General features: G+C 66.3%; 19 protein-coding genes. 10 read left to right on the forward strand and 9 right to left on the reverse strand.

Annotated features, from left to right (window positions below; genetic code table 11):
* The first annotated feature begins 66 nt into the window (after nucleotides 1-66).
* Nucleotides 67-1,077 carry an ATP-dependent DNA ligase gene (locus ACFS27_RS13430; RefSeq protein ID WP_449301531.1) on the forward strand — a complete coding sequence of 337 codons (1,011 nt, stop codon included), beginning with the start codon at nucleotides 67-69 and terminating at the stop codon, nucleotides 1,075-1,077.
* A 121-nt stretch (nucleotides 1,078-1,198) separates the two neighbouring features.
* Here ACFS27_RS13430 and ACFS27_RS13435 read toward each other — a convergent pair whose 3' ends face one another.
* Both ACFS27_RS13435 and ACFS27_RS13440 read right to left on the reverse strand, forming a co-directional pair.
* Nucleotides 1,199-1,774 carry a hypothetical protein gene (locus tag ACFS27_RS13435; protein ID WP_377183756.1) on the reverse strand — a complete coding sequence of 192 codons (576 nt, stop codon included), beginning with the start codon at nucleotides 1,772-1,774 and terminating at the stop codon, nucleotides 1,199-1,201.
* 439 nt (nucleotides 1,775-2,213) lie between these two features.
* Entirely contained in the window at nucleotides 2,214-2,960 is a 747-nt protein-coding gene (locus ACFS27_RS13440) for a hypothetical protein (RefSeq protein WP_377183758.1), read from the reverse strand.
* An 87-nt stretch (nucleotides 2,961-3,047) separates the two neighbouring features.
* Here ACFS27_RS13440 and ACFS27_RS13445 point away from each other — a divergent pair, with 87 nt between their 5' ends.
* Nucleotides 3,048-3,683, forward strand: a complete 636-nt coding sequence (locus ACFS27_RS13445) for a hypothetical protein (protein WP_377183760.1) — start codon at nucleotides 3,048-3,050, stop codon at nucleotides 3,681-3,683.
* Nucleotides 3,680-3,889, forward strand: a complete 210-nt coding sequence (locus ACFS27_RS13450; RefSeq protein ID WP_377183762.1) for a hypothetical protein — start codon at nucleotides 3,680-3,682, stop codon at nucleotides 3,887-3,889. Before ACFS27_RS13445 ends, ACFS27_RS13450 begins: the two co-directional genes overlap by 4 nt.
* Nucleotides 3,890-4,003: 114 nt before the next feature.
* Here the strand turns inward: ACFS27_RS13450 and ACFS27_RS13455 are convergent, their stop codons facing one another.
* The 4 genes from ACFS27_RS13455 to ACFS27_RS13470 form a co-directional block, all read right to left on the reverse strand.
* Complete coding sequence (locus ACFS27_RS13455; RefSeq protein ID WP_377183764.1) at nucleotides 4,004-7,504, reverse strand: hypothetical protein; 3,501 nt, start codon at nucleotides 7,502-7,504, stop codon at nucleotides 4,004-4,006.
* Complete coding sequence (locus tag ACFS27_RS13460) at nucleotides 7,501-9,765, reverse strand: hypothetical protein (RefSeq protein WP_377183766.1); 2,265 nt, start codon at nucleotides 9,763-9,765, stop codon at nucleotides 7,501-7,503. Before ACFS27_RS13460 ends, ACFS27_RS13455 begins: the two co-directional genes overlap by 4 nt.
* A gap of 51 nt (nucleotides 9,766-9,816) precedes the next feature.
* Nucleotides 9,817-10,716, reverse strand: coding sequence for a hypothetical protein (locus tag ACFS27_RS13465; protein WP_377183768.1), 900 nt, complete (start codon nucleotides 10,714-10,716; stop codon nucleotides 9,817-9,819).
* Nucleotides 10,717-10,870: 154 nt separating this feature from the next.
* Complete coding sequence (locus tag ACFS27_RS13470) at nucleotides 10,871-13,246, reverse strand: type IA DNA topoisomerase (protein ID WP_377183770.1); 2,376 nt, start codon at nucleotides 13,244-13,246, stop codon at nucleotides 10,871-10,873.
* Between the two features lie 204 nt (nucleotides 13,247-13,450).
* On the opposite strand from ACFS27_RS13470, the gene ACFS27_RS13475 reads away from it, so the two are divergent.
* From ACFS27_RS13475 to ACFS27_RS13485, 3 genes are all read left to right on the forward strand, one after another.
* Complete coding sequence (locus ACFS27_RS13475; protein ID WP_377183772.1) at nucleotides 13,451-13,939, forward strand: hypothetical protein; 489 nt, start codon at nucleotides 13,451-13,453, stop codon at nucleotides 13,937-13,939.
* A 320-nt stretch (nucleotides 13,940-14,259) separates the two neighbouring features.
* Nucleotides 14,260-15,141 carry a hypothetical protein gene (locus tag ACFS27_RS13480; RefSeq protein WP_377183774.1) on the forward strand — a complete coding sequence of 294 codons (882 nt, stop codon included), beginning with the start codon at nucleotides 14,260-14,262 and terminating at the stop codon, nucleotides 15,139-15,141.
* A 54-nt stretch (nucleotides 15,142-15,195) separates the two neighbouring features.
* The gene (locus ACFS27_RS13485; RefSeq protein WP_377183776.1) at nucleotides 15,196-15,339 is read left to right on the forward strand and encodes a hypothetical protein; all 144 of its coding nucleotides are present in this window, start codon (nucleotides 15,196-15,198) and stop codon (nucleotides 15,337-15,339) included.
* A gap of 103 nt (nucleotides 15,340-15,442) precedes the next feature.
* Here the strand turns inward: ACFS27_RS13485 and ACFS27_RS13490 are convergent, their stop codons facing one another.
* Both ACFS27_RS13490 and ACFS27_RS13495 read right to left on the reverse strand, forming a co-directional pair.
* Complete coding sequence (locus ACFS27_RS13490) at nucleotides 15,443-16,138, reverse strand: hypothetical protein (protein ID WP_377183778.1); 696 nt, start codon at nucleotides 16,136-16,138, stop codon at nucleotides 15,443-15,445.
* Between the two features lie 98 nt (nucleotides 16,139-16,236).
* Nucleotides 16,237-16,992 carry a hypothetical protein gene (locus ACFS27_RS13495; RefSeq protein ID WP_377183780.1) on the reverse strand — a complete coding sequence of 252 codons (756 nt, stop codon included), beginning with the start codon at nucleotides 16,990-16,992 and terminating at the stop codon, nucleotides 16,237-16,239.
* A gap of 232 nt (nucleotides 16,993-17,224) precedes the next feature.
* On the opposite strand from ACFS27_RS13495, the gene ACFS27_RS13500 reads away from it, so the two are divergent.
* From ACFS27_RS13500 to ACFS27_RS13510, 3 genes are all read left to right on the forward strand, one after another.
* Complete coding sequence (locus ACFS27_RS13500) at nucleotides 17,225-18,760, forward strand: type I restriction-modification system subunit M (RefSeq protein ID WP_377183782.1); 1,536 nt, start codon at nucleotides 17,225-17,227, stop codon at nucleotides 18,758-18,760.
* Entirely contained in the window at nucleotides 18,757-19,965 is a 1,209-nt protein-coding gene (locus ACFS27_RS13505) for a restriction endonuclease subunit S (RefSeq protein ID WP_377183784.1), read from the forward strand. The genes ACFS27_RS13500 and ACFS27_RS13505 overlap by 4 nt, the downstream gene beginning before the upstream one ends.
* A gap of 236 nt (nucleotides 19,966-20,201) precedes the next feature.
* Nucleotides 20,202-23,633 carry a DEAD/DEAH box helicase family protein gene (locus tag ACFS27_RS13510; protein ID WP_377183786.1) on the forward strand — a complete coding sequence of 1,144 codons (3,432 nt, stop codon included), beginning with the start codon at nucleotides 20,202-20,204 and terminating at the stop codon, nucleotides 23,631-23,633.
* Between the two features lie 79 nt (nucleotides 23,634-23,712).
* Here ACFS27_RS13510 and ACFS27_RS13515 read toward each other — a convergent pair whose 3' ends face one another.
* Entirely contained in the window at nucleotides 23,713-25,158 is a 1,446-nt protein-coding gene (locus ACFS27_RS13515; RefSeq protein ID WP_377183613.1) for an IS1634 family transposase, read from the reverse strand.
* A gap of 292 nt (nucleotides 25,159-25,450) precedes the next feature.
* On the opposite strand from ACFS27_RS13515, the gene ACFS27_RS13520 reads away from it, so the two are divergent.
* The gene (locus ACFS27_RS13520) at nucleotides 25,451-26,224 is read left to right on the forward strand and encodes a hypothetical protein (protein ID WP_377183788.1); all 774 of its coding nucleotides are present in this window, start codon (nucleotides 25,451-25,453) and stop codon (nucleotides 26,222-26,224) included.
* The last annotated feature ends 34 nt before the right edge of the window (nucleotides 26,225-26,258 follow it).

Consider the following 26,258-nt stretch of genomic DNA (forward strand, 5'->3'; position numbering starts at 1 on the left):
GTGGTGACAACGATGCTGGTCAGCGGCCAGCGCGCGGTGTCAGCGTCGGCGGGTGACTGTGGGTCTATGTCGGCAACGTTGCCTCCCGGGCTGACTGGTCCAGTGCAGGTCGCCCTCGCACGCGCCGTCGAGCAGATCCCGCACGCGGGCGCGCTGCCTGGCGGGTGCAGATTCGAGCTCAAGTGGGACGGTTTCCGCATGGTCATCACGCGTGACCAGCACGGCGCGAACCTGTGGTCGCGCCGCGGAACCAACCTGTCGAGGACGTTCCCGGAGATTGCCTCCGCGTGCCTCGACCAGCTCGGGCCCGGATCTGTGTTCGACGGGGAGGTGGTGATCTGGTCTGCTGGTCGTCTCGACTTCGGGGCTCTGCAGACGCGCATGGGCCGTAGCCCTCGCAGCGCCGCCGCACACGCCGCCAGCCACCCCGCCTCCTACGCAGCGTTCGACCTCCTGGCCCACAACGGCAGGGACGTTCGGAACCGGCCGTTTGACGAACGCCGCGGGCTTCTGGAGCAGCTTGCCACCACCTGGCACCCGCCGCTGAACCTCTCGCCGGTCACGGATGATCGCGACGTCGCAACCGGGTGGTTCGAGACCTACACGGCCGCCGGCATCGAAGGCCTCGTGATCAAGGGCGGAGACCAGCCCTACCCGGCTGGTCAGCGGGGCTGGCTGAAGGTCAAGCACCGCGAGACGATCGAGGTCGTCTGCGGCGCGGTGATCGGTACCCGATCATCGCCACAGGAAGTCATCGCGGGCCTCACGATCGACGGCGAGCTGCGGATCGTGGGGCGCACTACGCTCCTGTCACCATCGGTCCGCCGCTCCCTGGCGCCATGGCTGGCTCCACCGGCTGAGAAGCATCCCTGGCCCACGCAGTTGCCCCGGACAGCGCTGGCGCGGTTCAGATCCGCTAGGAGCGACGTCGTCAACCTGACGCTGGTCGAGCCGGTCGTTGTCGAAGTCAGTGCTGACGTCGGATGGGACGGGCAGAGCTTCCGGCACCTACTGCGTCTCGTGCGGGTGCGTCCGGACACCGAGGTCAGAAGCGTCACGCCACCCCACCCCGCATAGGCCGCCAATCTACTGCGTAACGACTAGTCGTCGTGATAGCGGCTCGGCGCACTACTGTGACCGGACGTGGGTCCGCCTTTGCGCAATGGACTTCGCGTCGGTGAAGACCTGCGCGGCGGCATCACGATGGCCGGCGGTTCTTCATGTCGACGGCGCGCGCGGCCATGTAGATCGAATGAGCCAGTTCGGCGGCAGCCTCCCCGGCGGCGGCAACTTTGATCTGGTAGGGCCCCATGGAGACGGTGTCGGTGGTGACGTCGTAGCGGAAGCCCCAGAAGTCGCGAGCCACGTCGCGCGGTTCGTCACCAGCTTTGACCCGCTGGCGCTGCGGACCGTGACCCAGGCCACGCGACCAATTTTCGAAGTGGATCAGTCCGTTTCGGATTTGTGTGATGTCCGGCAGCGACCGTTCGAATTGCCTGCGCGCCTGTTCCAGCGCTTGTCCGACTCCCGGATCCAGGTCGAGATCAGCCAGCGCGGCCTGCTCCAAATCCTCTGCCGTCAGCAACTGCCGTAGCGCGATACACAAATGTCTCGCGTCGATCTGTCGGGAGCTGAACCCGCTGACTACTTCATCGCCAGCGTGGATGCGCCGGGCGCACAGCTCGATATCACGCAATGCCCACTGAGCCTCCGATGAGGCGATCGCGTAGGGGCTGTCTGCCGGTGACCAGCCGTCGATCGCAGTCTCGTCCATGATGAGCATCCTCGTCCTCAAGACCCCACGGCGTCCGGCGTTTTCTACAGAGTCTGGCAGTCAGTTGAGCTGGCCTGGGGTCGTTGGTGTCATCGAGCAGCCGAGACACGCACCTCGCGAACCGCGCCGGCGGGCACTGTACGAGCGTTCGACAGACTGCCTGGTCCCCAGCTCTTGCCCGCCACCGGTGCGGCATGCGTGCCGGTGGCGGAATCTGTGCCGCGCGACCCGAGGAATATCGCAGGCATCGAAATCGGACGGTGCCAGGTTCCGCCCAGACGTCGAAGTACGTGCCGCGACCGCCCCGCTGTAGCGCTGATGAGGGCGCCTGCACGATGGAGCGTGGGCGCCGACGAGGGCACAGGAGAAGTCGAAGGGGCCGACTGCAGCCATGCCATGCAAGCCAACCGCCGCCACGTCACCCTGCCGGCGAGGCGATCTACTTCGGCGGGGTCTTGGCGACCTGCTCGCGCAAGATGCCGACGATCTCAGGCAGGAAGCGATCGGTCACGCGGTGACGCTTGCCTCCGGCCACCTCTTCCACGAACTTCTTCACGACCTCGGCGTGACGGAACGCGCCGCCTGCAGAAAAGTACGCGCGAAGCCACGTATCGGTGTCGAGCGGGTAGCCCTCGGCGTTGAACGACCGAAGGACCTGGATGACCGTGTCCTTGCCGTTTCCGGTGCTGAGGCCGTTGTACTCCTCGTTAACGATGAGCTCGCAACCCGCAACCTGGACAGGATCCGGCGTTTCCACTGCGCGGCCGGTGTGAAGGTCGATCGCGCCTTGTCCTTCGACCCATGAGCGTGCCAAATTGCTGGGCGCCCAGATCTGCACGTACATGCGATCCAGGCTTTCTGTCTCGTATGCGTTGCGCATAGCGTCGCATTCGCGCGGATCACGCGGGTGAATCGCTACGACCGCGATATCGCTGGCATCGTCCCGAGCGGCGAGATCGCTCAGCTGCTCGAGACCGACCACCGGTGCGGGCGTGGTCGTGTCGCCGATTTGCATCGCCGTGCCGCGCTCAATGTTGCGGGCCTTGTCGTTGAACATGTCCGGCCTACCGACGGCGTAGACCAGCTTCTTGTCCCCGAGCCACGAGCGGATCGTGGCGCTGCTCTGCTCCATCGCTGTGCCCTGTTGGGCCCAGTCTTCCCGAACCATGTAGGCGAGCTCAGTCATCTCACGAGGGTCGCACGGACCACTGACACTCGACGCGGGGAGGCGCAGCCCCAGTTAGCCGAGTTGACATCGGGACGCCTGTGGTTGGTGCATCTGATCGCCGGACCTGCCATCCTGGTTGAGAAACCAGGTACAGGAGTGGAAATGCGACACATTTTCGTGAGCCGTGTTGGTGGTCCCGTGGGAAAGGCCAAGACCGTCGCCGCAGGTGCGGCCCTGGCAGGGGCGGCGATCCTGCTCTCGGCCTGTGGGAGCGGAGCCTCCGGTGCGGACGGCGAGTACCTCAGCACGAAGAACGATGATCTGCTCAGCCTCGTCGTCGAGGGCAGCTCGGTGACGTACACGGAGATCCACTGCGACGGCGACCTCGACGACGCCGAGAGGAGCGTCGGCGAGCTCAACGAGGGTCAGACCGCGATCGCGTGGACGGAGCCCGGCCGGTTCGAGAACAGTAGCGAGGTCACGATCACCGAGAACGCGATCGACATCAGCGGCTGGGAGACCTTCGCCCGCGAGGGCTCCGACGCGGGGAATGCGGTCCGTGCCGATCACGAGGAGGGCTGCGCTGGTACGGGGGATGCCGGTTCAGGCTCTGCCACGGATGGTTCGACTTCGATCGAGGACGGAACCTATGTCGGCGCTCGTCCGAGTACGAGGTTGCCGAACTGGCCATCAGTGGCACGACGGTCACGTTCCGTGTCGCCACCTGTGAGGAAATCGTGACCACGAAGTCAGGCACGGTGTCAGACCTGGAGGTCGCCTGGGACGACGACTCCGGTGTCACCGGCATACTGGCGCACGGGGGTAACGGCCGGATCGACCTGACGAACGGGAACGACCCGACGCGCGAGTTCTTCCCCAGGAGCGATCCGAAGGTCGCCGAGATGCTGGCGACGTACGAAGAATCGTGCAGCGCGCCGATGCTCTGAGTCGGAACATCCCCGATCTCGAAAAGACAGAACCCCGCGGACATGATGCCCGCGGGGTTCTGTGTACTCCGAGTCTTGGCCAGTCGTGACGACAATCAGGGTCGCCACAGCCGGTCAATCCTTCGACCTCCGTTGCTTGTCGCGCCCGCGCCCGTTCGCGCGCTTCCGCTCCGGCCCCGGGATCTCCGAGCCCGGCTGAGCATGCTCCCCGACCTTTCGTGGTGGCGTCGGGACTTGCACCTGGTCCTGGCCGGAGTCCGGCGCCGTAGCTACCTTCGACACGGGCCGGAGCGGGGGTTGGCGGCCCCGGACCGGCTGCTTCGGAGGTGCGGCCGGAACGGGAATCGAGGGTTGGGCCGATCCTTGTGAACGCCGGGCCGGAGCCTGCAGGCGAACCGGAGTCTCAGTACCTTCCGTGCCACCGCTGCTGGAGCGTTGCGGGGACGGTTGACGTGCTACGTCCGACTGGGCCGGAGCCTGCGGACGTTGCGCTCCGGCCGGTCGCGGACCGACCGAATTCTGCCGCGGAACATCCGGCTTGCCGGAGTCGATCCGCCTCGGCACCAGGTGAGCCTGCGTGGTCCGTGTTGACGGCGTGCCCGGAACACCTTGCGTACGGGGCGTGCCCGGCCCGCTCGGGGTGCCCGGAGCGCGCTTCGTCTCCGGTGCCGGAGCAGCGTCACCAGCGCTGAAGCGCTGCGGGGTCCTGTGACCGTCCGTGCTCTGCGAAGGGGGATGCGTATCGGTACCGAGCTGCGTGGACGCTGCATGACGCGCGGTCCCCTTGCGACCTCCGCTCGTCGGAGCCGGGCTGTCGGTGCGACCCCGACTCCGGTCCTCGGCGACACCGTTGCCCGAGCTGTACCCGAGATTCGACAGGCCGCCCTGGTTGCTCAGGCCCTGTGCCGCCTCCTTGGCCGAGTGCGAGCTGCCCGCCGAGCCGCTGGTCAGCTGCAGGCGTCCACCGTTGCGGTCCGGCCCGTCGTCCTGACCGGATGCCCCCTGGGCACCCGCCGGTCCACTGCCGCCCGGCTGTCCCGGGACGTCCCCGCCCGAGCCTGCGCCGTCGGGACCGTCGTCGGGCGACGGGCCGTTCGGGTCATCCGGCCCGTGAGGTGCCCCGGTGCCGCCCTCGAGGGCCAGCTTCTGGTTGCCCGCGGGCAGAGCCTTCGGTGCCCCGTTGGTGCCGCCGGCGTTCGTGGACGCCGCCCCGGTGCGGGGCTTGCCGCCCAGGTTCGGAGACGTCGGCCCGCCCGTCTTGCTGCCGAACCCGGAGGCGAGCTTGTGGCCCGCGGCCATTCCGGCGCCCGCGCCGATGCCGCTGGCCAGGGCCGGCAGCATCCCGCCCTGGTCCGGTCTCGGTGAGGTGTTCGTGTCGAGGAACTTGTCGACGAGCTTGGTGACCACCTCGTCCATCGCCTGGAGCACCGACTTGCGCACCCGCAGTAGTGCGAAGGTGACGCCCATGATCACCAGCGAGGAGATCAGGGTGAGGACCACCACGACGATCCCGCCCAGAGCAGGGCTGCCCAGCAGCCCGTTCGGAGTCATGAAGCTCGATACCGGCCCGGCCATGATGCCCGGGACCGAGATCAGGAACTCCGAGACGAACTGGTAGAGGAACAGCGTGACGACGACCTCGAGGATCAGCGCCGCGGAGTACACGATGACCTTGCTGATCGCCTGGAGTGCGCCGAGGGTGGCGAAGGGGACCGCCGCCACGAGGCTGAACGTCCGCTTGACCGCACCGGCCAGCATGCCGATCGCGTACCAGAAGCCCAGCAGGACGATGCAGCCCAGGACCGTCGCGGCGTTGTGCCAGTACATGAACTTCGCTGGCCCCGTCCCCACCTGGCTGACGGCCATGTGGTTCTCCCGGGTAAACCCGCTGGTGGCGTTGTTCGAGGAGTACATCGTCAGTGAGTCGGCACCGAAGCCGGTGTTGAGGTAGTTGTACGCCGCCAGGGGAGACAGGTTGCACGACGCGGGAGCCTCCTCCTGGACCACGGTGAAGCCGCAGCCACGCGCCGTGGTCGACGTAGTGAAGGTCTTCGTGGCGCCGCCCGGGTTGTCCGAGGACAGCCCCTCCATACCGCCGGTGGCGATCACCGGGTGCTGTGTGGGGTCCTCGCCCTCACCGAAGCCGTCCGGATCGCCGTAGGCGTCGGTGACGAACCAGTCCTTCTTGACGTCGGAGTCCACGTCCAGCTGGGTGATCGAGCTCTTGATCCCCGACTCGAAGTCGGACGCGGCAACCTCGGTGCTGGTGATGTAGCTGTTGATCATTCCGAACGTCGCGAACACCGCGCGGAAGTCGTCCGACGCGGAGTCGTCGATCGTGACCGTGCCACTGCGCCAGGCGGTCTCGGCGTCGTCGGTCTTGGTCCCGACTTCGATGCCGTCGAACGTCGACCCGTGGGACTGCGCGTTGATCGCCAGCGCACTGGTGCGCACCGACATCATCGACTCCGGCTTGGCCTGTTCGCCGTCCCAGGAGATCGACGCGCTCGGAGGGATCCCGAGGCGGTCGTTCATCATCCAGGCGTTGAAGTCGACGTAGGTGCTCAGCACCACACGGGTAGGGCCGGCGTGCTGGCCGAGCATCGAGTCGTCGAACTTGTCCAGCACCGAGGTGTACATCGACCCGATCAGGGGCAGCCCGAGACCGATGAAGATGATGCGCACGATGAGCTTCTTGATCGCCGAGCCCCGGTCCATCTTCTTGAACAGGACCAGGCCGATGAGCAGGAAGGCGATGAACAGCGGAACGAGGGCTTGCCACGAGATCTCGACGAGCAGGCCGTACCAGCTGCTGATCCAGTTCTGCAGGCCGGCCAGGGCACCACCGCCGGCGTCACCTCCGGTCATCCCGTCGGCGAGCTCCTGCTGGTGCGCGCTGCCGCTGTTGCCGCCGGCGTCCGCGACGCCGGCGACGGCCTGGTAGAACCACATGAAGGGGTTGATGAGCTTGAGCAGCTGGATGATGACGAAGAACAGCGTGCCGACGGCAAGGGCCAGGGCGTAGAGGATCCAGATGGCCGAGCCGCCGATCACGCTTGCGATCTGACCGCCGATGCCCGACGACATCGTGTCCAGGCCGAGGTCGGCATTCGCCGCACCGAAGTGGGCGTAGTCGAGCATGCCCGCGTACGTGTCGACGCCCTCCTGGCTCGCGTCGTTGGCCTTGAGGGTGTCGTACCGGACGGTCTGCGAGGAGCCAGACACCTCGGCGAAGAACCAGCCTACGATGTTGCCCACGCTGAAGTCCGGGTCGGCGTAGCCGAGCATGGAGCCACCCGCGGCCGGGTTGCTCGTGACCTCGCGCCACTCCTGGCTCATTCCGTTCGTCTCCGGCGAGTTCTGCTCGCTGAAGTACGTGGCCGCGTTCGACGCCAGCTGGTAGAGGCTGTAGTTGTCGCGTTCCTCTTCTTCGGCTGCGTGCGCCGGCCCGGAGGACACCGCCATGAGCAACGGAACGAGCAACGCCGCCATGATCACCAGGACGAGCACCCGCATGCGTGCGCGGTGACGGTCCGCACCGCCCCCGCGCGTCCACGCCAGCGGCGCGGTCGGGATCGCCCGGACATCGCTTCTCCCCGCCTTCTCGAGGCTCATGGGCCGACCAGTTTCCGCGCAGGCTTCTGATCCGCCTTCTGTGCGCCACCCGGCGGCTTGGCCAGGGTCTTCCCCGTGCCGTCACCTGGCGGCGTCCTGTGCACGTGCGGACGGCTCTCGTCAGGCTTTCGAATGCTGGTGAGGTTCGCACCAGCGACTGGCTCGTCCTTCATGATCGCCTCGACCCGCGCCGCCTCCGCGGCCCTCTGCGCATCGAGCCGGACCCGCCTGCGCTGGGCTTCTCGGTAGGGGTTGATCCCCAGTGCGAGGTCGAGGTGGAAGACGACGTTGGAGACGTCCCGGCGCAGGTAGGTGAGGTTCAGGCCCTTCTTCGTGATGAGCTGGGCGAGATCGGGTGGGATCTGCTGATGGAGCTGGTTCTGGTAGTTCGCCACCGTGCGGTCGCGCATCGGACCGAAGAGCGTGTAGTCGGCGGCGTCGAAGGCGTTGAAGTCTGAGTCGGCGAGCATCTTGTCGACGTCGTTGTAGCTGTAGACCACCCGGCCGCCACGCTCGTGCATGTGGTCGAACTGGTCCTTGATGTACTTCTTCACCCGGTCGTCGACGTGCTCGGTGCCGTGGATGATGACCGTGTCGCCGGTGCCGAGCGTGCCGACGGCGAAGCCGATGATGTTGACCAGCTGCGCCATGGCCACGCCCTTGCCGCGGCGCATGAGCCGTGAGAAGTCGTAGACGACGCGGCGGGAGTCCCGGACTCCGTCGACCGTGCTGGCGGTGTGGTTGTTGAACAGGTCGCCGTTCGTGCTGAGCATCGCGGCTGCGAGGCCCTTGAGCACGTTGTACGCCCGCAGCTGGTCCGGATCGGTCTTCGCGGAGCTCAGCAGTGCCTTGTGCGCGGTGTTCAGGTAGGAGACGAACATCTGCAGGCGCGGTACCTGCGTGTGCGGGAGGTTCACCACGCGCAGGCGGTGTCGTTGCTCCTGGGCGTTGTGTCTCCACATGCCCTGCTCGATGTAGAAATCGGTGGCCGTGTCTTCCAGGGCGCTGCGGATGATCGAGCCGATCGCACCGTCGGAGGTCTCGTAGAGCTGCTCGAACATGAGCTTGAGCTTCTCCATCTGGGCGGCGAAGACCGTCAGCTCGTCGTCTTGGTTGCCGAACATCTCGAACATGTTCACGTCGCCCTGGTTCAGGTCCACTCGAGAGGTCAGCCCCTCCAACCTCGGGCCGAGCCGGTCCAGGTCCGTCCCGTCCAGGACGAGGTGGACGACCTGGCCGTTGTTCAGCAGGGCCGACTGGCTGATCTTGGAGCACCACATGCCCGAGATTCGCTGGCGGTCGAGGAAGGTGCTGAGCGTCGCGTCGGCGACGACGACGTGGTGGTCGTAGGCGTTGACGTCCATGAGGACCGCGGAGTTGTTCACGTCACCGACCATGTAGCCGACGTACTCGCCGCCCTTGTCGTTGAGCCCGTTGGTCACCAGCGAGTACGAGCCGGCCAGCTCGGTCGAGGTGAAGTGGAACCCGCGGCCGCGCTTCTTCTCGTTGTTCTTGAACAGGCCGGAGAGCTCCTGGCGCTGCTCGCCGGCGTACGGGGCGGCCTGGAGCGTGCCGAACCGGTCGATGTACAGCCGGGTCACGCGCTCGATCGAGTCGTCCAGCGTCTCGAGGTCCGGTGCCTTGAGGAAGAGCCGGTTGTGCACCGAGAGGTAGCTCGCGCCGTCCTGGATCTCGCCGATCGTGACCTCCAGGTCCGAGGAGATCTTCTCGGCCTTGCGCCTGGAGGAGGTGCTGCCTGTCTCCGCCTGCTCGGTCGCATCCAGCCCGTCGAGCCTCTCGGACTGCACCGTGAACGTGTCGACCCACTTGTCGCTCATCCGACCGACCTGCTCGAGCACGACGGCGGTCACCCGGTCGTCGAGGCCGTCCGGGATCCGGTCGATGCCCCAGAAAGCCGCGAAGCGGTCGTGCGACGCGTCGTCGTGGAAGTACGCGAGCACACAGGCGACCGTGCCGTCGACCTCGAAGTAGTCGGAGCGGAAGAGGTACTTCTCCTTCGGCTTCAGCGCGAGCAGGTGAGGGTACGCGTCGAACATGCCCTGGAGCTCGCGCATCTCCTGGTGGCGCCGCCACCAGCCCTTCTTCCGCTCGGCCGTCTCGTCGACGTCCGCCGCCTCGGCCTCACGCAATGCGGCGTCGTCTATGGGCGGGTTCTCGTCCGTGGCGTCGACGGGCTCGTTCGTGTTCGTCGCGGACTGCTTCTTCCCTGGGATGCCCAGCTGCCGCCGGACCGTGGTCATCAGCGCCATGGTGTCCTTCGTTCTTGGTCGTGCGGGTCAGCTCGGTGCACATCAGCCGAGCGACGCCTTCGGTGTGATCGCCGCGCCGTCGACGCCCTGGTAGAAGAGCCGCAGCATCGGCTCGGTCTCCTCGCGGTGGAGCAACGTGGCCTCCTTGATCATCAGAGCCGACCCCTCGATCTCGGCCTGGAGAACGGTGTGGCCTCGACGCAGCGCGTCGGCGCTCCTGCCCTTGAGCAGCAGGTACTGGTGGATCGAGGTGAACTTCCCGCCGACGTGCTGCGTGAGGATGTCGTACTGCTCGTTTTGCAGCTCGACGAGATCCGGGTCGCGGACCTCGAGGGCCTGGTTGCGCTCCTCGAGCTTCGCCACCTGGTGATAGATCCGTTGAGGCTCTTTCGTCGTGATGAACGACCACTCGCAGGCCGTGTCGATCTTGCGCCAGAAGGCGTCGACCCGGTCGAGGATCTGGATCCGGTCCTCGTCGAACAGCAGGTAGCTCGCCGAGCCGACGACCAGATAGACCTGGCCCTCGCCGCCGTCGGCGAAGTGAATCCGCCCGTCCTCGTCGATCCCGTGGATTCCGACGATGGAGTAGAAGTCCGAGGGGTTCGAGCTGCGACGGGTCATCACGTGGCGGGCCCTCGCCGGCAGGTACGACAGGAGAGCAGGCACTGTCATGACGCGCAGCTCTTTCGTCCTCGTCAGCCCGCCTAAGTAGGCGATCGTCAGCAGCCCCCAGATGACGAACAACGTGATGAAGCCAGGCCCCGAGCTCGAGACGAACGTCGAGGTCGTCACCCACAGCAGCACGAGCGCGCCCCCACCGAAGAAGAACAGCTGCTTCAACGGTGACGGCCTGGCCGCCCAGCCACCCTTGCTCAGGGTGATCTCGTGGTCGAGGAAGGACCGGTTGAGGCTGCTGGGCACCTTGTACGACGTCTTCGCCATGAGACTCTCCTTCGTCCTTCACTGGTTGGCGTGACTGGGGTGCACTCGGCGGGTCGGGCTCGCCGCGCCTCGGGCCGGCGCCGTGTTCGGCGGCCGCTTGATCTGACCTGATCGAGAGCGGTGCGGCATCGGGGGAGTGGTGCCGCACTCGCTCTCACCCGAAGGCCGGCACGATCTTCTTCTTGCCCTTCTCCTCCTTCCACGAGACTTCGGCGTCGAACGTCTTGCCTCGCTTCGAGGTGAAGCCCTTGACGAAGATCCGCTCGCCGTCGGCGAGCCTCTTCCTCTCGGCGTCGGTGAACGTGTGCTTGCACCAGGACAGTGGTGGCTGGTCGTCGGAGCCGAAGTCGGGAACGATCTTCTTCGCGGTCGCGTCCCAGCGGACCTTGCAGCCGAAGGCGTTGCCCGTCTTCGAGCTCACGAAGTCGTCGATCTCGAGCACCTGCCCCGCGAGCAGAGCCCCGACCTCGTCCGGCGTGAAGGTCCGGCCCGACCACGTCGTCGGCTTGTCGGGGACCTCGGGCTGGAACCCGATGAACTTGCGACCCTTGTACGTCTGGAGCGCCAGCGCGCCGCTCGCCGTGTAGGTCCGGCCGGCCCTCGTCGTCGCGGAGAACGAGATCGTCTCGCCCATCAGGAGCTTCGCGACCTCGTCGTCGCTGAACTCGTGACCTGACCAGATCTTCTTAAAGGCGACCTTCGCCGGCCCGCCCGGTGCCTTTTGCCAGATCCCCTCCGCGCGGGCGGAGACCTGCACTTCCTTCAATCCCAGGCCGGCGCGCATGGTCGCTGCGTTCTTCTGCATCGTGGCGATGTCCTGACGCACCCAGCCGGCGACCGCCTTGAGGCACTCCTGCGCCGTGGTCTTGCCGTCGGCGATGTCGCGCATGTCCTGGTAGACCTTCTCGGTCAGCCCCAGGTCGCCGATGCGCGTGCCGGGCAGGAGCAGCCAGCTCAGCTCGCCGGCCCGTGCGAGCGTGACCTTTGTGCCCTTCTCCGTGAGCAGAGGGTACTTCGCGCGGTCGTTGGTGACCTCGGAGTAGGTCGACGTGCGCGTCGCACCGGTGCCGACGTCGCGCTTCTCGAGCTGCTTCATCAGCCACTTCATGCTCGGATGCTCGGGCCGCTTGTTCGCGCCCTCGAAGATGAACGGGTCGGCCTTGCTGCCCAGGCCCTTGCCGCTCTCGTTCTCGTCCCCGGCGGAACCGTCGCCGGCGTCCGGGTCGAACACGGCCTTCCAGCCGAAGCTCTTGGGCACGTTGGCGATCCCGACGAAGCCCGGGTACTTCTGCACGTGGCCCTGTTGCTGCTCGTAGAGGTAGTCCTCGGCGAGCATGGCCAGGTAGTTCTTCGCGAGCGTCTCGTAGATGAGTCGTCCCGCCGTGCCGTACTGGTGCTCGACCTCGTCGAGCGAGGCCGGCACCTTCGGACCAGGCCGGTTGGCGCCGTGCGCGCCTTTCGGCTTCACGTGCGTCGGTCGCGGCCGTCGATGCGTCAGCAGCGCCGGATCGACGTTCACCACGCCGGCGATCTGGTCGACCAGGGGAGAGAGCTCGTCGAACTGCTCCGGGGTGATCGTCTTGTCCTCGGTGCGCGGGTAGGAGACGACCTGGTCCTCGTACATCTTCTGATAGGTCGTCAGCGTGAGCTTCGCCTTCACGCCCTTGCCGACCAGCATCGAGGACAGGGCTGCGAGATCGAGCAGCTTCGGGGGAGCGGTCCTCTTGTCCACCGTCCCGTCCAGGACGACCGGCGACGTCGTGTACTGGCCCGGGACCTGGTCCGACCGGTCGAACCGCGGCTCGTCCGGGTTGGTGTACATCACATCGTTCTCATCGCGGAAGCGGTTCTGGAAGAACGGCTTCTTGACGTAGTCGTCGTACGCCTTGAGCTGGTCGCCGACGAGCTTGACCATCGCCGACTTGAGCCGGCCCTGGCGCAGGACGAGATCCTGTCCGGACGCGCGCGCCATGTTCGTCGCCACCCGGGTGAACTGCATGGACAACAGGTCGAACTGCGATCGGTAGCGCGCCTTCCGGTACTCGTCGAAGTCGACCAGCGACGGGATCGTCTTGCGCGCGGAGAACGCCTTCTGCAGAGAAGCCGGGGCCTCGTCGGTGAAGTACATCCGCGACCAGGTCCTCGGGATCAGCCCGAGCTCGAGGAAGGCGTTGACGGCGATCATCCCGCCCTCACCGGTCGGGTCGACGTCCGTGGCGACCACGATCTCGTCGCAGCCGCCCAGCGCTCGCTCCACCTCGTGCGCGACCGACTTCACGTCCTTGATCACCTCGAGCTTCCAGTCGAGGTCGTCCGGATCCCACGGCAGGTTCCCCAGGTCCCACCTCTCGTACCTCGCCACGAGACCGGGGTCGCTGACCATCCGGTGCGGGGCAGCGAACTCGTAGAGATGGCCGCGCGCATGCGCGATCACGAACAGCTCACCCTGGTACGTCCCGCTGGTCCCACCCAGTGCTTGGGCGAAGTGTCGCGCGGCACTCGGCTTCTCCGTGAGGATCCCGACCGTCATTCGCTTGCCTCTCGTCGACGACTCGGTACGAGTGCCTATCCTATCCGATAGGTCAATGGCAATGATGATTCGATAGACGTTCGAATGGGTGTTGAATGGTCAGGGCTGGATCGGCAGGCCTGCCGGCAACGGTCGTCTGGCTGCTGAGATGCTGGGATAGCGTCTGACCGGCACACCCGCTCATCCCGCCCAGGAGCGCTTCCCTTGACCGTCGATCACGACTTCTTCCGCTCGCCCCAGGACTTCGGTGGCGCGCTTGCGGACCTGCAGACTGCCTCCTGGCCACCGACCGAGACCGATCTGCAGCATCTTGCGGATCGCTGCGCGTCGCTGATCGCGAGCATCGACGCATGGGAGACCGAGACCGGCGGTCAGAACGTCGTCGACATCGACCGTGGCGAGATCAGCACCGCGGAAGTGCGCCGGATCCTGGCCCGCGAAGTGACCGTCAGCTACGAGGGGGACATCGCGGTGCTGCTGGTGCCCGCAGGCGAGCGCCGTGTGCGCGTCGAGCTGCGCTCTTTCGTCGATGACCACAACGGCGTGCTCCGTCGACCCGAGCTCGTGCTCGACTGGCAGCACGACGGCCAGCAGCACGAGCACTACGTCCCGTGCAAGAGGAAGGGCCCGCAGTGGTACATGCTCTCGCAGCTGCGAGATGATCTGCTCGAAGACAGGCTCGCCCGATCCTGAGGCGCAGGACGGCCACGAACGTAAGGCACTGAGGGACCAGGGCCGCTCGGGGCTGGCGCCGAGAGACTTCCGTGCAGGCGGGTTTCCGGGAACTGCCCGGCCCGGCGCCGCTTCGGTACCCGGACCCGGTACGTCTGGCCGACGACGACGCCACGCACCCTCATCGTGCGCCCCGCGCGTGGCTCTCGAGTACACGCCTTTCACCGACCACCGACCTCTTGCCAGGCGGACGTGCATGCGCTCGCCGATCAGACGTTCTGGGCACAGCACCGCACCCACTGGGCTGGCAATGCGACGGTGCTGCGTCGAAAGTTGGGGGCATGGGCTCGTTCGTCGCGATCGATCTGGAGTACTCCGACGCCAGCCGGCTTCCTCTGCGGCTCGGACTCGTCGAGGTCCGCGAGAGGGTTGTGGTCGCCCGGCATGGGTTCTGGTTCCGCGTCGTGGGCCGCCCCTGGCACTTCACCGGGACCGGGCACCACCAGGACAACATGTTCCTCCGCGGCGAGCAGCTCACTCAGGACGTCTACGCCGGGTCGCCGTACATCGTCGACGCATGGCCAGCCATCGACGCGATCATCGCTGGGCGGCTCCTTGTTGCGCACGGTGCTGGCCTCGACTTCGCGCGGGTTCGCGCAGGCTTCGATGCACACGGTGCACCCTGGCCCGCCCTCCAGTACACCTGCTCGCTGAGCATCGCGAAGAGAGTCTGGAAGCCCTGGCACCGATCGGGAGCGAACCACACACTCGACGAGCTCTCGACTCATGTCTTCCCCGAGAAAGGACTGCTGGAAACGCGCTACAACGTCTGCCACGACGCCGTCGAGGATGCTGAGGCATGCGCCGAGGTGATCCTGGCCGCGATGCGTGAGACGGGCACAGCGACCCTCGACGAGCTCATCGCTCACACGGGCACCCGCACGTGGCGGATGGAAGCGAACCAGTGCCAGACCTCCAAGGGATGGGTCGAGCGCGGCTACCCGCGCGCACGCCCCGTCGCCAATGTCCCCTACGGCCTGAACCGTCACCCCGGACTACAGCGTGCCGCCTACCTGGAGATCCGCGCGCAGTGGCGCGGTGACCCCGGGATCCTTGATGAGCGGCGCGTTCCGCGACCCGAGGACCCCTTGCCCGATGGATGCCCCGACTGCAGGGCGTGTCGCTGCTGGCGCCTGTCGCCACCACTTAGCCGGCCCGAGTAACGGGCGTCCCGCGCAGAGTCAGACGAGGACGTCACTGTCCGCCGCTGTGGTGCCATGCGCGGCCCTTTCCTGCCGGCCACCGGGATGGTCGTGGTCAGCGCGAGTCTGGACGAGCTGGAGCACGCCGTCGTGGCCGTCGAGCAGGCCGCGATACATGCATCCTCGGAGATCCGGCGGCTGCGGGACCAGCAAGCCTAGCCATTCGCACGGGCAGGTCCTGCTCTGCTAACGCCCGAGGGGTCACCATCGCTCCGCTGGGGACCGTGGCGAGACGCGTGGGTGGACAGAGCGCACCGGCGGGCTACCGTGCCAGGAGGCTCAGCAGGAGCGAGATGCCCGGCACAGTGAGTGCCAAGACGCCGCCAGCCAACCCAACCCAGACGCTGACCAGTTCGACCCTGGCTCTCTGGTGCCACATTCCTCGCGGTTCCTGGTAGGTGGCGGGGTCGATCTTTCCACTCGCCGTCTCCAGGAGCGCCGTCCTGACCAGGTCACGGACCTGGGTTGCTGCGTCCTGGTCCAACGGGTGCCCTGCCAACAACTCGAACACGCGACGGGTGCGCTCTTCGGCATCCACGCCGCGCGCCCGTCCAAGACGCTGCCAGGCGTGAGCCGCTCGGATTGCCGTCTCCTTCTGCGCGAGGCTGTATGCCTCGATGTGGTGCAGCGCTCGGATCATCCGGAATCCCGCCTGCCCATAGGCATGGAAGTTGTCGGTCCACCGGGAGAACATCTCGTCAACGACCATCGCGGCGAAGAGGAACACCAGGAAAAAGAACAGCCCCGAGACTGCCCACGCGAAGGCGAAGACACCCGTCCCGGCGATATCGAGCGCCAGAGGTGGGACCGCTCCGTACATGATGCCGAGGTAGACCGAGAACAGAACCTGGAGCCATGACCCACGGTGCTGTGCCCATCCCGACAAGCGGCGGACGCCTGCGGGAGGAAGAAGGGCCACCATCGCCGGGCTGATCCCGACGCCGGCAAGCAGCGTCACGGCTCGGCGTTGCCGCCACCCACCGCCTGCTCCTTGCCCAGTTCGACCCAGTCGCATCTACTACCTCGTCTCACGTCGGTGTGTGTCGAACAGCGTTCTCAGAACAGCGACTGTCCGGTTCCTCGCCGAGTGATCAGCTCTTCGAGCGCTGCGACGACGACGTCGGCCGAGTCCACCGTCATGCAGTGGCCGTCTTCCAGCTTCATGCACCGATTGACGACACCGCGTCGGTGGGGCTTTGTCGCCGTCAGCAGGCTCGGGTCGCTATCGAGAATTCCCTGGGCGTACTCACCCGCACGGTGACGGATCTGCTTGATGTGCAGGTCTTCGACCTCGATCTTGATCCGCTCGCGCACCGTTTCGCCGATCCGTCGTTCCCGGCGCTCGAAGGCCGCACGAAGGTCGTTAGGGGCGTTCTCGACTGCCTCGCCGAGGTGCTGGAGCACCCGCCGTTCCAGCGTCCAGCGGTCGTGGAAGGAGTCGATCGATACCTCGGCCGCCGCCTGTGTGACCGTCGCATTCAGGAACTGGCTCAGCCGGCCGTCCATCTCGATCGTGTCGGTGTCGTCGTAGCCCGCGAGGTCGTCGAATTCCTCGTCGAGGTCGATGTCCGCGATGAAGCGCAGGCAGTGCCAGGTGCCGTCCTCGCCCAGGAGCGCCAGGCTCTGTTCGACCTCGGCGTCTTCGCTGCCGTCCATCTTCGTCCACAAGGCGAGGGTCGGTCGAACGGCGTTCACGATGGCGATGGTGGCCCCGACCGAGCCCTCAGGCTCCAGGGAGATCGACACCAGCAGTTCTCCGCCCGCTTCGCCCTCGGCGACATGGACACCCCGCTCGGTCAGGTGCGCGGTCACGTGTTCCCTCCACACGGCCGGTGTGGTGTCCTCGCTGCTGTCGATGCTCGCTACAGCCATGCTCTCTCCCAGGTCGTCGTGCTTGGTACCAGCTCAGGGCAGGTTCGGTGACACCGTACGGACCACCACTGACATCTGACCTGCGTGCTGACGCTCGGTCGGCCGCAGCCGATCGCCGGTTGCTTCACCGCGAAGCCACGCAGCACTCCACCAGCACCAATAGACTCGCCCGGTGATCACTGGAGAGCTCAAGGGCAAGGTGGACCGCGTCTGGGACGCGTTCTGGTCGGGCGGTATCAGCAACCCGCTGGAAGTGATCGAGCAGATCACCTTCCTCCTGTTCATCCGCCGCCTGGACGACCTCCAGACCGCGAAGGAGAACCGGGCCAACGCCACCGGCGAACCGATCGAGAACCCGCTCTTCCCCGATGGGAACACTCCGTCCGGCGTGCCGTACAGCCACCTGCGCTGGAAGTACCTCAACGACCAGCCGCCTGCCGTGGCGTACAACCTGGTCGCCAACCACGTCTTCAAGTTCCTCCAGGCGATGGGTGGGCAGGACTCCACCTACGCGGGGCACATGAAAGACGCGCGCCTGACGATCCCGACGCCGGGCCTTCTTATCAAAGTCATGGAACTTCTGTCGGACATCCCGATGAACAAGCGGGACACCAGCGGCGACCTGTACGAGTACATGCTCAGCAAGATCGCATCGGCCGGGCAGAACGGTCAGTTCCGGACACCGCGGCACATCATCGAGCTCATGGTCCACCTGACGGAGCCGAAGCCGACCGACGAGATCTGCGACCCCGCGTGCGGCACAGCCGGCTTCCTCATGGCTGCCTCGGAGTACGTCCGCGCGGAACATCCCGACGTCATGCGCGACGCTGCGCAGCGCACCCACTTCCATTCCACGATGTTCCACGGCTACGACTTCGACAACACCATGCTGCGCATCGGCTCGATGAACATGCTGATGCACGGCGTCGACCGCCCCGACATCCGCTACCGCGACTCGCTATCGCAGTCGGCTGGGGAGGATGCCGAGAAATACTCCCTAATCCTGGCAAACCCACCGTTCGCCGGGTCGCTCGACCATGACACCGTCGCGACGGACCTGCTGAAGATGGTCAAGACGAAGAAGACCGAGCTGCTGTTCCTCGCCCTGTTCCTGAGGTTGCTGCGGCCGGGTGGCAGAGCGGCGGTAATCGTGCCAGACGGCGTTCTGTTCGGCTCGAGCGGCGCACACAAGGCACTTCGGCGCACGCTTGTCGAGGATCACAAGCTTGACGCGGTTATCAAGCTTCCCGCCGGTACCTTCAGGCCCTATGCAGGCGTGTCTACCGCGATTCTCGTGTTCACAAAGACCGGTACGGGCGGCACGGACGACGTCTGGTTCTACGACATCCGGGCTGACGGATTGTCTCTAGACGACAAGCGCCAGCCACTCCTGCCCGAGGGGCAACTTGGCGCCGCGCCGCGTGAGCCCTTCGTCGTGGCGAACCACGAGAAGAACAACTTGCCCGATGCTCTGAAGCGGTGGAAGCAGCGCGCGACGTCAGAGAGGTCCCGTGCGCGCACCGAGCAGTCGTTCCTCGTGCCGAAGGCCGACCTTGTTGCCAATGACTATGACCTGTCGCCCAACCGGTATCGCGAAGTTGTCCACGACGAAGTCGAGCACACCGCCCCTGCCGACATCCTTGCCGACCTCCGGGTACTCGAGGCCCAGATCGCTGCAGGCCTGGACAAGCTGGAGATGATGCTGTGAAGCCGGGCTGGACGACAGTCACGCTCGGAGACGTTGCTCGGATCACTGGACACATTGTCGATCCGGCCTCGCTGCCGGGCGACACGCCGTATGTCGGGCTCGAACACATCGAGAAGGGTGGGCGCCTGCTGGGAATGTCATCGGTCGCAGCGGCCGGCGTCAAAAGCACGAAGGTGCGATTCACGCAAGCCCACGTACTCTTTGGTAAACTGCGGCCAAATCTGTGCAAGGTGACGACAGCCAACGTCGCCGGAGTCGCCAGTACTGACATCCTTCCACTGCTGCCATCAGATCGCTTGGATCAGCGATACCTGCTGCAGCACCTCCGCCGCCCTAGCGTCACAGCAGAAATTGCAGGACTGACGAGTGGTGCAAACCTCCCGAGGATCAGTCCGAAAGCGCTCGCCACGGTGATGATCCCGCTTCCGCCGCTCGGCGAGCAGCGCCGAATCGCTGCCGTGCTCGACCATGTGGACACGATCCGCGCCGAGCGGCGAGCATCTATGGCTGCGCTTGAGAGGATGCCTGAGTCCGTCTATCGGAGCATGTTCGTCGAGAATTCCGATCCGGGTTGGACTACGGCACAGGTCGTCGATGTCGTCGCATCCGTAAAGGATGCGATGCGCACGGGACCCTTTGGTAGTCAGCTTTTGAAGGAAGAGTTCACGACCGAGGGTATCCCGGTGATCGGGATCGAGAATGTTGTTACGAATTCTTTTCGATGGACCGACCGTCGCTATATCTCGCGAGAGAAATACGAGACCCTCAAGCGTTACACTGTTCGACCTGGCGACGTGCTAATCACGATCATGGGAACCAACGGGCGCGTTGCTGTTGTGCCGGAGAGTATTCCGACTGCGATCAGCACCAAGCATCTCTGCTGCATCACGCTTGATCATGACCAGTGTCTGCCTGACTATTTGCGTGCTACTTTCCTTTGGAATCCCGTGGCGCGTCAGTACCTCGCCGCGACGGCGAAGGGGGCGATTATGGCCGGTCTGAACATGAGTATCATCAAAGGGCTTCCCCTTTCCTTGCCACCGGCCGCCCTTCAACGGGAGTTTGCTGCAACGGTTGCTCAAACTGACAGCTTGCGCGCCGCGGCCGAGCGTCATCTCGTCGAACTCGATACCCTCTTCGCATCGCTCCAGTCCCGAGCGTTCGCTGGCGACCTCGACGTCTCGAAGGTGGCGCTCTTCTCGTGACCAGGGTGTTCGCGCATCCACTCAAGGAGAGGCACCAGGTCGCCTTCTCGTGCTCGCTCAACGTCGGTGCTGCCGTCGATCGGCCACTGTCGCTTCTCGCATTGGTCGCTGCCGCCGAATCCGCGAGCGTGCGGAGCGGGTGAGCGCTTCACCCCTGCATTCGGTGCCGTGACCTGCAGGTTCTGGCATGCTGACGGCGTGGATCGTCTGTCGTCGCCAACCGCTAGGGAGATCGTGTGAGCAACTTCGGGTTCTTGAAGGACGAGTTCCCGCAGGTGTTCGGCGAGGCCGAGCGTGCCGAGCGCTACGTGCGCGTCGACCCGCGGGTGAGCGGCCTGTACGCGCGTCGGGCGCTGGAGCAGGCCCTGGGGTGGGCGTTCCAGGCCGACGGGTCACTCACGCCGCCGTACAAGACGGACCTGTCGGCGATGATCCATGAGCCGGGCCTGCGCGAGCTGGCCGGCAACGACGTGCAGTCGAAGATGAACCTGGTCCGCAAGAAGACCAACCGCGCGGTGCACGACGACGTCGTCGTGCAGCCTGGCGACAGCGAGGCGACGCTGGGGCAGTTGTTCCACGTGCTGGTGTGGTTCCACCGGACCTACACGCGGCAGTCCCCGATCACGTACGCCGCACGGTTGAACCCATCCGCGTTCCCGGACCCGGCGGCCGCGAAGGCACGGTCACGCGCTGAGGTGACGAAGCTTGCCGAGGAGCTCGCGGCCCGGGACGCGCAGATCGCCGCGGAGCAGGCGCGTAGTGCGGACCTGGAAGAGCAACTGACTGAGCTGCGCCGTGACGTCGCGAAAGCGAAGAAGGAGAACCTGACCCGGCCGGACACGCACGACTACGACGAAGCCACCACGCGGGCGCAGGTGATCGATGACCTGCTGATCGAGGCCGGCTTCCCGGTCCTCCCGCACCCGCACGAGGGCGTGCACGCCTCGATGGAGTACCCGGTGACGGGCCTGCCCGGTGGGAAGTCGGGCAAGGTCGACTACGTGCTGTGGGGCGCTGACGGTCTGCCGTTGGCGGTGGTGGAGGCCAAGCGCACCCAGCGGGACGCACGCGCGGGACAACACCAGGCACGCGCGTACGCGGACGCGTTGGAGAAGGCATTCCCGGGGCGCCGGCCGCTGATCTACTACACCAACGGGCACGAGCACTGGCTGTGGGACGACCACGAGCGTGTCGGCTACCCGCAACGGAAGGTGGCGGGGTTCCGGACCGCGGACCAGCTGGAGTGGCTGATCGGGCGCCGGCGGGACCGGCGGGACCTGAACCAGGTGCCGATCGATGAGGAGATCGCCGGCCGCTACTACCAGCTACGTGCCGTGGAAGCGGTCGACAAGGCGTTCCAGACCAAGAACGAGCGGGCCGCGCTGCTGGTGATGGCGACCGGGTCGGGCAAGACCCGTACCGTCGTCGCGCTGGCCGACCAGCTGGCCAAAGCCGGGTGGGTCAAGCGGGTGCTGTTCCTGGCGGACCGCAAGGCGCTGGTGCGCCAGGCGGTAGCGGCGTTCAAGAAGCACCTGCCGGACGCCAACCCGGTGAACCTGCTCGAGGAGAAGGACTCCGAGGGCAGGGTGTACGTCTCGACCTACCCCACGATGATGAACCTCCTGGCGACGCAGCCGGGCAAGTACGGACCGGGGTACTTCGACGTCGTCGTGATCGACGAGGCGCACCGCTCGGTGTACCAGAAGTACGGAGCGATCTTCGACTGGTTCGACGCGCACCTGGTCGGTCTGACGGCCACCCCGAAGGACGAGGTCGACCGCAACACCTACGACCTGTTCGGGCTCGAGGCAGGTGCCCCGACCTACGAGTACGGGCTGGACCAGGCCATCGCCGACGGCTACCTCGTCCCACCCGTCCCGGTGGACATCGAGCTCGGCTTCCCCCGCCGCGGTATCCGGTACGCGGACCTGTCCGAGGAGGAGAAGGACGCATGGGACACCCTGGACTGGGGTGAGGAGGACGACGACGTCCCCGACGAGATCGACGCCGAGGCCGTGAACCGGTGGCTGTTCAACGCCGACACCGTGGACAAGGTCCTGGAGGTCTTGATGACGCAGGGCATCAAGGTCGCCGGCGGGGAACGGGTCGGCAAGACGATCATCTTCGCGAAGAACGACGCGCACGCGAAGTTCATCGCCGAACGGTTCGACCACCACTACAAGCACTACCAGGGCAAGTTCGCCAATGTCATCACGTACTCCGTGGAGCGGGCCGACCAGCTCCTGGAGGACTTCTCCGAGCCGGCCAAGACCCCGCACATCGCGATCAGCGTCGACATGCTCGACACCGGCATCGACGTGCCCGAGGTCGTCAACCTCGTGTTCTTCAAGCGGGTCCGGTCGGTGACGAAGTTCTGGCAGATGATGGGCCGCGGCACCCGGCTGTCCGGAGGCCTGTTCGGGCCTGGCCAGGACAAGAAGGAGTTCTACGTCTTCGACTTCTGTGGCAACCTCGACTACTTCGGGCAGAACCCGAAGGGCACCGAGAGCAAGGCCGCGCCGTCCGTCCCGGAGCAGATCTTCACCGACCGGGTCGAGCTGCTGCTCACCCTGCGTGACCAGGTCGGCGCCGACGTGCTGGCTGCCGTCCCCGGCAAGGAGGACGGTACGACGTCGCTCGCCGCACTGCGGGCCGATGTCGCAGACGCCCTGACCGCGCGGGTTCGTGGCATGGACCCGGACAACTTCCTGGTCCGCCCGCACCGGCCCTGGGTCGCGACCTACTCCGACCGGGAGGCCTGGGGCGCGCTGACCGACCAGGCCGCCCCGGACGTCGTCGGACACCTGGCCGCGCTGCCGTCGGCGGCACCGGAGGGCGAGGAGCTGGCCAAGCGGTTCGACCTGACCCTGCTGCGTCTCCAGCTCGGCACCCTCAAGCCGGACCTGTACGCGATGCGGTTGCAGTCCCAGGTGCAGGAGATCGCCGGCGGGCTCCTGGAGGCCGTCGCGGTGCCCGAGGTGGGCAAGCAGGTCGCCCTCCTGGAGGCGATCGCCGGTGACGAGTGGTGGACCGATGCGACCGTCCCGCTGCTGGAGCTCGTCCGTCGTCGCGTGCGGGGACTGGTGAAGTACCTGCCCAAGCACAAGCGAGCCCCGGTGTACACGAACTTCGAGGACACCCTCGGGGACCTGCGCCTGGTCGACCTGAACCGGCCCATCGTCGGTGTCAGCCCCGAGCGGCTCCGGGAGAAGGCCCGCTCCGTCCTCCGCAAGCACGCCGACGACGTCGCTCTGCAGAGGGTGCGCCTGGGCAAGCAGCTCACTCAGACCGACCTCGACCAGCTTCGACGGCTGCTCGTGGACGCCGGAGCCGGGACCGAGCAGGACGTCGCCGCAGCAGGCGAACAGGCCGGCGGCCTCGGTGTATTCGTCCGGTTGATCGTCGGCCTAGACCGCGCTGCCGCAGCCGACGCCTTTGCCGAGTTCCTCCACGACCGGAACTTCGACGCCGACCAGATCCGATTCATCGACGCCGTCGTCGCTGACCTGTCGTACAACGGCGTCCTCGATCCGGGTCTGCTGTACCGGTCGCCCTTCACCGACGACGCCCCCGGTGGCCCGAACGATCTCTTCGACGAGCAGGACGTCGCCGAAATCATCAGGATCATCCGCGAGGTCAGCGACACTGCGAAGGTCTCTGTGACCTAGCCGTGCGGATGCCACGGTGCAAGAGATCTTGGTAGTGGCTCCGGGTCGTCGGCGACCGTCAGGCCTGAGTCGTGCCGGTTTAGTCACCCCGTAGCGCGGTGAGGATCTCGGCGGCTGGGGGCGGGATCTCGGGTTGGGCGGTGATGCGGTGGCCGGCGATCTCGATGACGGCGGTGCGTAGGGGCTGCAGGGTCTGGACGAGCTTGCGGATCGAGACGCCGGTGGCCTGCTGGAGGTGGCGGGCGACGGCCAGGGCGGTGAACACGATCGTCAGGTGGGCCTCGATCGACTCGCGGACGTGGTGGAAGACCGGCCGGGCGGCCAGGTCGTGCTTGGACATCCGGAAGGAGCGTTCGACCTGGTAGAGGTCGTGGTAGGCGTCGATCACGGCCTGCCCGTCCAGGGTCTCGACGGCGAGGTTAGTGACATAGCCCTTGAGGCCGGCCAGGTCGCGGGCGCGCTGGACGAGGCCCCAGTCCACGCCCCGGCTGGTGTTGTCGATCTTGACGAACCGGTCCTTCTTGAGCGGCTTCGAACCGTCGGCGACCTTCTCGGCGCGGGTGATCTGGGCGTTGATCGTGCGCTGGTCACGCTGCTGGCGGGCGAACAGGTACTGGTAGACCACCCGCCGCTGCCGGGCGTGCTTGCCGGTGCCCATCACGCGGTCGCTCTCGAGAACCTGCCGGTCGGCGAAGTGGGTGCCGTGGCGTTCGAAGTAGTCGGCCAGGTCGTAGGGTGCCTTGGAGATCCTTGAGCCGACGATGAAGGAGAACCCAGCTTCTTCCAGCGCGTTCAGGTTCGCTGCGGACAGCATCCCGGCGTCGGCGACCACGACCATGTCCTTCACACCCAGCCCGTAGGTCTCGGTGAACGCGGCAAGGACCGGCAGCAGGGTCTTGGTCTCGGCCTTGTTCCCCTCGAAGCAGTGGATCGCGAGCGGGAACCCCGTGGTCGTCACAAGCAGACCGACCAGGATCTGCGGATCGACGCGCCGTTCCTTGCTCATCCCGACCTTGCGTAGATCGTCCTCGTGCTCGGCCTCGAACCACAGCGTGGTGCAGTCGTACATGATCATCGCCAGACCCGCCCCGCTCGCGGTGACGTGCTCCAGGCACGCGGCCTGCACCACGGCCCGGTAGTCGTGGTCCTGGCACCGCTTCAAGCTCCGGAAGATCGTCCGCACGCTCGGTGCCGCAACTCCGAGTTCGGCCAGCACCCGGACCGTGTCGGCCTTCGACGTCGGCTCCACGATCCGGGCGAGCACGAGCCGCATGAACGTGTCGTCGTCCACACCGCCGAACCCGAGGTGCGCATACGCCCCGGCCAGGACGTCCCACAACACCTGCGACGCCCCGCCCACGACCCGTGCTCCACCGCCGGGTGGCGTGTCGGGCTCCAGATCGAGCGCGCCCTGACCGGGCCGAAGCCGTTGCTCGGCGATCTCCAGCAGCACCGCCAGCTGCGCCTCGTCGTGCGCAGACCCGATGTGCTCGATCCCGGTGACCTGCCGGCCCTGCTTGTGCATGACCTGCACCGCCGTCGCCCCCGACGCCGTGGGGACCTTCCGGATGAACGACGCCACCCGTGGACGCTACGACGAGACCGGCCGTTAGTCACCCCGAACAACCCACCCCGAGACCATCACCCCAGGCCACAACCCCGCCGATAACGCAACGCCGAGATGTGGCACGAGTCAGGTCAGGCATGTGGGTCTTCTGCTGCGCGGTGCGAAGGTCTGTGCCAAGATTCAGCAGCGAGGCGAAGTCCGACTTGCCCGTTCTGGGCTGGAGCTGCGAGACACTGAGGTGAGGCGGCCGATGGCCGGAGATGACGGGCAGGCCAGGGGTGGCCGTCTTGAGCAGAGCGCTGCGCAGACGATGGATGCTGCGGCAGGTGCGTTGCGGGAGCGCCGGTTCCTGTCGGGGCTGGTAGCCGGGATCGTGATCGGTGCATTAGCGACGGCGGTGATCGGTATTTCGACAGGCGCTGGGAGCGACGGCGCGCTCGAGGTCGCAGAGTCGCGGATCGATCAGCTGGAAGCCGAGAATTCTGACCTTCGCGCGCAGGTAGAGACCGGCGCGCCGGCCGCAGGAGGCACTGGTGAGGCCTCTGCGCAGCCGGGTGGACTCGTGCCGAGCGGAAGCGCGCCGACTCCGTCCACGGAGCCCGGCGCTCCGGCTCTCCATCGTGTAGGGAACAGCCCGCTGCGGCTTGAGGACGGTCAGTGTGTCGATCCGGACAGCAAGGCGGACGACTGGGGCATGAAGAAGGGCCCGGGGGACGGGCTGCTGTGCTTCACGAGCGCAGGTGACAACGACCGGTTCATTGTCAACGCGCCCGACATCGTCAACAGCACCCGCTTCGGCTCGGCGGACGAGTATGCGGACTGTGAGCCAGAAGGGGAGCCGAGCGGTTTCGTCGAGATCGAGATCGACGGCTACCAGAGCTACGAGCAGCGCTTCTGCTTCACGACCGGCGCAGGCAGGACAGGCCATGCGACGGTCCTCTCGCCGAAGACCTACCCGGACGATTTCGATACAGAGAATCCGGCATACGTCGACGTGCTGCTCAAGGTGTGGGACGACGCGTGAAGGATGTAGCTGATCTCGCCGGGCATGTCTGTGA

Origin of the sequence: Promicromonospora vindobonensis, assembly GCF_042685865.1 — a bacterium.
Taxonomy (GTDB): Bacteria; Actinomycetota; Actinomycetes; order Actinomycetales; family Cellulomonadaceae; genus Promicromonospora; species Promicromonospora vindobonensis.